General features: G+C 71.1%; 4 protein-coding genes and 1 pseudogene. All 5 read right to left on the reverse strand.

Translation table 11 applies throughout. The annotated features are described in order from the left end of the window. Positions 1–152 (reverse strand): annotated as a pseudogene (locus AB0B41_RS42230) (glucose-6-phosphate dehydrogenase); the annotation flags it as partial. Between the two features lie 16 nt (positions 153–168). Beyond that, the gene (locus AB0B41_RS42235) at positions 169–3,150 is read right to left on the reverse strand and encodes an FAD-dependent oxidoreductase (RefSeq protein WP_358212751.1); all 2,982 of its coding nucleotides are present in this window, start codon (positions 3,148–3,150) and stop codon (positions 169–171) included. Beyond that, positions 3,147–5,009, reverse strand: coding sequence for a glycoside hydrolase family 15 protein (locus AB0B41_RS42240; RefSeq protein ID WP_358212753.1), 1,863 nt, complete (start codon positions 5,007–5,009; stop codon positions 3,147–3,149). Before AB0B41_RS42240 ends, AB0B41_RS42235 begins: the two co-directional genes overlap by 4 nt. Further along, entirely contained in the window at positions 5,006–6,055 is a 1,050-nt protein-coding gene (locus AB0B41_RS42245) for a cytochrome d ubiquinol oxidase subunit II (RefSeq protein WP_358212754.1), read from the reverse strand. The genes AB0B41_RS42240 and AB0B41_RS42245 overlap by 4 nt, the downstream gene beginning before the upstream one ends. Next, positions 6,052–6,630, reverse strand: a 579-nt coding sequence (locus tag AB0B41_RS42250) for a cytochrome ubiquinol oxidase subunit I (RefSeq protein WP_358212756.1), incomplete at its 5' end; no start/stop codon positions are given. The genes AB0B41_RS42245 and AB0B41_RS42250, both read right to left, overlap by 4 nt.

Here is a 6,630-nt window from a genome sequence, read left to right on the forward strand (position 1 = left end):
CCGCTCTTCGCGACGCCGATCACCGGCACGTCCAGGACGCCCCGCTCCACCAGCCCGACCAGTGCCGGGAAGGTCTCCAGCTTCGCCAGGTCCCCCGTCGCGCCGAAGATGACCAGTGCGTCCACCCGATCCACTTCTGCGGTCTGTGTCATGTCGGTGAATCTCCTGTCATCCGAGTCGGTCGATCAGGTGGTCGCCCACGCGCAGCGCGTTCGCGATCGCCGTCAGGGACGGGTTCACGGCGCCGATGCTGGGGAAGAAGCTCGTGTCGACGACGTAGAGGTTGTCGAGCTCGTGGGCCTTGCAGTTGACATCGAGCGCCGAGCTCTCCGGGTCGGTGCCGAACCGGACGGTGCCGGCCTGGTGCGCGGTGGCGCCGATCGGCATGCCTTTGTGCATGTAGATGCTGTGGTGCAGCAGATGCTTCTCGTGCATGCCCAGGTCCCCGAGCCTGCTCTGCAGCTGCATGCGCAAGCGCTTGAGGCCCTCGACGTTGTTCTTCTCGTCCAGTGTGAGGTGGATGCCGCCCTCGCGATCAAGGGTGACGCGGTTGTCCGGCTGCGGGAGGTCCTCGCCGCACAGCCAGAAGTCGACTGCGTGGTGGGCGAGCTCCTCGAACGGCATCTCCGGCGCGAGCTTGCCGGCCCAGCGCGGGGCATTGGCCCTGACCTGTTCGGCGTCGGACTTGCCCAGCATCTGCACCCCGCCGAGGGGGTAGTCGAAGTCCTCGCTGCCCAGATACCAGTCGTTGAGGGCGAGGGTCTTCTGGAAGCGGGTGGGGTTCGGGTCCTTGGACACGGCCATCAGGGCCAGGTTGTTGTGCCGCATGTAGTGCCTACCGACCACGCCGGAGCCGTTGGCGAGGCCGTCGGGGTGCCGGTCGTTCGCCGACCGCAGCAGCAGGACCGCCGAGTTCACCGCGCCGGCCGCCACCACCACGATGTCGGCGCCGAACCGGGCGGTGGACCCGTCGCCCAGCTCCGCGACCACGGTGGTGACCGTGCGGCCGCCCGGATCGGTCTCCAGACGTTGCACATGTGCGTTGGTGACCAGGTCGACGCCGTCGTGCTCGAGTGCGGGATCGACGCAGATCACCTGGGCGTCGGACTTGGCCCCGACCAGGCACGGGAAGCCGTCCACCCGGTCGCACCGGATGCAGACGCTGTCGTGGCGGGCCCGGCCGTGCTCGTCCTGGGTCAGGTTCACCCCGATGGGCAGGTGGAAAGGATGCAGGCCCTGCTTCTCCAGGTCGTCGGACAGCTGCTGGATCCGCGGCTCGTGCTGCACCGGCGGATAGAAGTACTGCGCGCTGACCGGGCCTTCGGTGGGGTCCTCGCCGTGGCGGCCGTGCACCAGGTAGAGCTCCTCGGCCTGCGAGTAGTACGGCTCGAGGTCCTCGTAGCCGATCGGCCAGGCCGGGGACACGCCGCCGTGGTGGCGCAGCTCGCCGAAGTCCTGCGGGCGCAACCGGAACAGCGCCGCCCCGTAGAACTTGGTGTTGCCCCCGACGTAGTAGTTGACCTCCGGGGGGAACTCGGCGCCGTGCGCGTCGTACCAGAACTCGGGGGCCCGGTACTTGCCCTTGACGAACACCGCGGTGGAGTCCCAGTTGTCCCGCTCCCGGGGCAGGTAACCGCCGCGTTCGAGCAGCAGGACCCGCTTGCCCGTCGGGGCGAGCCGGTGGGCGAGGGTCCCGCCGCCGGCTCCGGTGCCGATGATGATCACGTCGTAGTGTCGGTCGGTCACGCCCATCTCCCTCGGATCGGTGTGCGCTTGCCGGGCTGGGCGCGTTGCGTCCTCACGTCGCGCGGGGGTGTCGGCGGGTTCGGGCCGGTCGAGCGAGATGTGGGGGACGTCCCGGTCGTCGCCGCCCCACGCGATCCGCCGCGGGGCCGACGACGCCTCGACCGTGGCGGAGTGGTCACGCTCGAAGTAGTCCCAGGCCCACGCCAGGAACGCATCGGTCCTGCTGTGCACGCCGCTGATCAGCATGGCGTGCACCCCGAGCCACGCGGCGAAGGCGAGCGGGCCCTCGACCTGGTGGCGGTGCTTGCCGACCTCGGCGACGGCGGCGTTCCGGCCGATCATCGCCATGATGCCCTTGTCCTTGTAGCGGAAGGGCTTCGCCGGTTGGTGCCGGAGCTCGCGCAGGATGTTCTCCGCCGCCCACCGGCCCGACTGCTGCGCCACGGAGCCCAGCTGGGGCAGCGCCGGGGCGCCCTCGGCGCGCGAGGGGATGTTCGCGACGTCGCCGACGGCGTAGACGCCCGGGTGGCCCTCGACGGTCAGGTCGGGCCGGACGTCGAGCCGCCCGCCGCGGCCGAGGACCGATCCGAGTGTCTGCGCGACGGCGGCGCCCGACTCCCCGCCGCCCCACACCACGGTCCGCGCCGTGATCGTCGTCGCGTCGTCGAACTCGACCCGGTCGGGGTGCACGGCGGTGACCCCGGTCTCGAGCTTGACCTGCGCACCCACCTCGGTGAGCTTCCGGAGGGCGTAGTCGTGCGCCTTGCGGGAGAACTGGCCGAGCAGCGCCGACGAGCGGTCGACGACGGTGACCCTCCCGGCGGGATCGAGGCGGCCGGTCCTCTGCAGCGCCTGCATCAGCTCGGCCAGCGCCCCGGTGGTCTCGACCCCGGTCGGGCCGCCCCCCACCACCACGACGTCGAGCGCACCGGCCTCGGCAGAGCCGCCCCCCTCTACGGCTTCCCTCAGCAGCCGCTGCAGGTGCAGGCGCAGCCGTTCGGCGTCGGCCACGGAGTACAGCGGGAAGGCGTGCTCGGCCGCACCGGGCACCCCGAAGAAGTTCGGCCGGGCACCCGCGGCCAGCACCAGGTGCGAGCCGGTGAGGGTCCGCCCGTCGGACAGCACCACGCTGCGGTCGGTGAGCCCGACACTGGACGCCTCCGCGGTGACCACGGACACCGACGGATAGTCCGCGAAGATCGCCCGATGCGGGCGGGCCACGTCCTCGGCCGGCAGCTGTGAACTCGCCACCTGGTAGAGCAACGGCTGGAACTGGTGGTAGTCGTTGCGGTCCACCAGCAGCACGTCGATCCCCTCGTCACCCAGCTTCTGCGCACAGGCGACGCCGGCCAGCCCACCACCCAGGACGAGGACCCGGCCGGGCGCGGTCTCGGCCCCGGTCATCCCGACCACTCCTCGAGCCGGTCGGCGAGGATGATCCGGGCTGCGGCTTCGATGAGGGCGAGGTGGGAGAAGGCCTGAGGAAAGTTGCCGAGGTGGCGCGCGCGGTCGACCTCGAACTCCTCGGCGTAGAGCCCGAGCGGTGAGGCGATCCGCAGGAGGCGTTCCATCAGGTCGGTGGCCCGCTGCATCTCCCCGACGATGGTCAGCGCGGACACCAGCCAGAAGCTGCAGATCAGGAAGGTCCCCTCCTTGCCGGAGAGGCCGTCGTCGGTCTCGCCGGTGACGTAGCGCAGCACGAAGCCGTTCTCGGACAGCTCCGAGGCGATGGCGTCGACGGTGTTCTTGATCCGCTCGTCGCTCCCCGGGAGGAACCCGAACAGGGGGGCGAGCAGGGTGGAGGCGTCGAGCGCGTCGGTGTCGTAATGCTGGCGGAGGACGCCGCGGTCGCTGACGCCGTGCGCGAGGATGTCGGCCTTGATCTCCTCCGCGGTCGCAGCCCAGTTCTGCTGCAGCGCCTCGTCGCCGCGGATCTCGGCCAGCTTGGCGGCCCGATCCAGGGCGACCCAGCCCATCAGTTTCGACGACACGTAGTGCTGGGGCTTTCCGCGGGCTTCCCAGATTCCCTGGTCGGGCTCACGCCACGCCGCGATGGCGCCCTCCGCCTGCGACCGCACCAGGGGCCACAGGCGCCGCGGCAGGCGGCGGCTACGGCGCGTGTGCAGGAGGATGGCGTCGAGCACCGCTCCGAAGACGTCGTTCTGGCGCTGGTCGAACGCGCCGTTCCCGATCCGGACCGGCCTGGCGCCTTCGTACCCGGACAGGTCGTCTCGTGTGGACTCGGTGAGGTCGCGACGGCCGTCGATCCCGTACATGATCTGCAGGCTGCCGTCCTCGGTCGGTTCGACGTCGGCGACGAACTGCATGAACTCGTCGGCCTCCCAGTCCAGGAGCAAATAGTGCAGCGCCTGCAGCGTGAAGGTGCTGTCCCGGATCCACGTGTACCGGTAGTCCCAGTTGCGCTCGCCGCCAGGCGTCTCCGGCAGCGAGGTGGTCAGCGCGGCGACGGTGGCACCGGTGGGCATGTACGTCAGGCCCTTCACCGTCAGCGCTGATCGTTCGAGCGGGTGCCGCAGCGGGTGGTCGGGGATGCGGGCCCGGGCGAGCCAATTGCGCCAGAACCGGACCGTCGCGTCGATGTGCGCGGTGGCGTCGGCGATGTCGGTGGGAGAGGCGAGACCGTCGGCCCACGACAGTGCGCAGAACGCCCGCTCGCCCTTCTCCAGCACGTGGCGGGCGCGGGCGGAGCTTCCCTCGATGCCGATCGACATGTCGGTACTCAGCCGGAGGGTCTGCCCGGCACCCTTGGCGTCGGCGGAGTGACCCGCGTCGTCGACCAGCGTCCACCCGGCGGCCTCCCGGCCGTAGTCGAACGCCGGATCGCAGACCAGCTCGATCTCGACGGACCCTTCGAGGCACTCCACCGTCCGCACGAGGAGGTGGTCGGCGTCGTCGTCGGCGGGCGGTCTGGTGTGCGGGGTGACCGTGTCCGGTCCTCGCCGCGGCCCCATCGTCAGGGCGTCGTGGACGAGGACCCATCCTCCCGGCGTGTGCCAGGTAGTGGTGAGGACCTTGGTGCCCGGCACGTACGTCCGCGCGGTGGGCATGTTGATGCCGTAGGGGCCGAACCGGAAGGAGCCCGCGCCCCGGTCCAGGAGATTCCCGAACGCACTCGGCGAGTCGAACGCCGGCAGGCACAGCCAGTCGACCGACCCGTCCGGCGCAACGAGCGCCCCGGTGTGGCAGTTCGACAGGAAGGCGTAGTCGGCGATCGGCGGGAACGGCGACGTCGTGAGGCTCATGCTCCGGACTCCTTGAGACGTGTGTGGTGGTCGGCCCTGTCGTCGACGCCCTCCTCGGGGAGGAGACCGCGCTGGTCGAGGACGTAGAGCAGGACGAAGCCGGGGAGCACCACGACGACCGCCAGTGCGGCGGCCACCAGCACCGCCGTCAACGTGCCGGAGGGGGCCGCGGCCGCGGCGAACGTCAGGGTCTCGGGCAGGACGTAGGGCCACTGCGCCACTCCCCATGAGACGACGGCGCACGCGACCGCGACCAGGGCGAGGATGCGGGCGCCGCGCGCGGCGCCGCGGAAGAGCAGCAGCAGGGCGCCGGCGCCGCACAGGGTGCTGACGATCAGCACCGGCAGGGCCCGGGAGGTGAGCCCGTCGAACAGGTACGCCGCGTCGGCGCGAAGGACGAAGGCGCCACCTGCGGCGAGCACGGCCACCACGATCCCGGAGGCGACGGCCCGGCGGCGGAAGTACTCGGCCAGGTCCGGCTCGTCCATCCGCCGGGCGTCCCACACGAGGTAGACCGCGGCCAGGTACGCGGCTGCAGCGACGGCCAGGACCCCGCCGACGACGGACGTCGGGTTGATCCAGCTGCCCACCGGGTCCCCCGCCCGTCCCCCGGGCGGCACCCTGCCGGAGGCGATCCCGCCCACGATCGCGCCCATGCAGTAGGGGACCAGCACCGACGAGATCGCGAACCCGCCCCCGAAGATCCGCTTGATCCCCGTCGTGACGACCGCCTTGCGGAAGGCGAAGCTCACCCCGCGCAGTACGATGCCCAGGGCCGCGATCGTCAACGGGACGAACAGCGTCAGCGTGATCGAGGCGTAGGCCTCGGAGAACGACGTCCACAGCACGACCAGGATGAAGATCAGCCAGACGTGGTTCGCCTCCCACACCGGCCCGATCGAGTTCTCGACGACGGCGCGGGGGCGGGCGCCGCGCCGCGGGCCGCCCGCCGTCAGGTCCCAGAACCCCGCTCCGAAGTCGGCGCCCCCGAACATCGCGTACGCGACCACCGCCACCAGCAGCACCACGGCGACCGCGGTGCTCACCGGAGCTCCTCCTCGGGTGCGGGCGAGGCCTTCTCAGGCGACGCGGGCGACGTAGACGAGGCGGACGGGGCCGACAGGGCGGACGGGGCGGACGGGGTACTCGGCGAGTAGGGGGTTTCGAGGTCGACGAACCCACCGGCTCTGCGGAACCGTCGGCTCATCCCACGCAGCACCAGGATGGTGGTGATTCCGACGGCGAGGTAGAGCAGGACGACCGCACCGAACGAGATCCAGACCCCGGTGTTGCCCGTGGCCGCGTCCTCGACCTTCATGAGCTCGTAGACGATCCACGGCTGGCGGCCGACCTCGGTCACGATCCAGCCGGCCTCCATGGCGATCACCGCCAGGACGCCCGAGGCGGCCGCGACCCGGAGGAACCACCTGCTCGCCGGCATCCTGCGCCGGACGATCCAGCAGAGGCCGTACCAGGCGGAAAGCAGGAACAGCAGTGTCCCCAGGCCCACCATCACGTCCCAAGCGAGGTGGACGATGTTGACCTGGCGGACGGTCGGTCGCGCGTCGGGGGGCACCGCGTCCAGCCCTTGCACAACGGTCGCCCGCCCCGTGGCGGGGTC

The organism is Pseudonocardia sp. NPDC049154, assembly GCF_040648315.1.
Lineage (GTDB): Bacteria > Actinomycetota > Actinomycetes > Mycobacteriales > Pseudonocardiaceae > Pseudonocardia.

What these genes read in the sequence shown, in the direction of transcription:
- AB0B41_RS42235 (WP_358212751.1), bottom strand. Translation starts at nt 3,150, where the DNA reads ATGACCGGGGCCGAGACCGCGCCCGGCCGGGTCCTCGTCCTGGGTGGT.
- AB0B41_RS42240 (WP_358212753.1), bottom strand. Translation starts at nt 5,009, where the DNA reads ATGAGCCTCACGACGTCGCCGTTCCCGCCGATCGCCGACTACGCCTTC.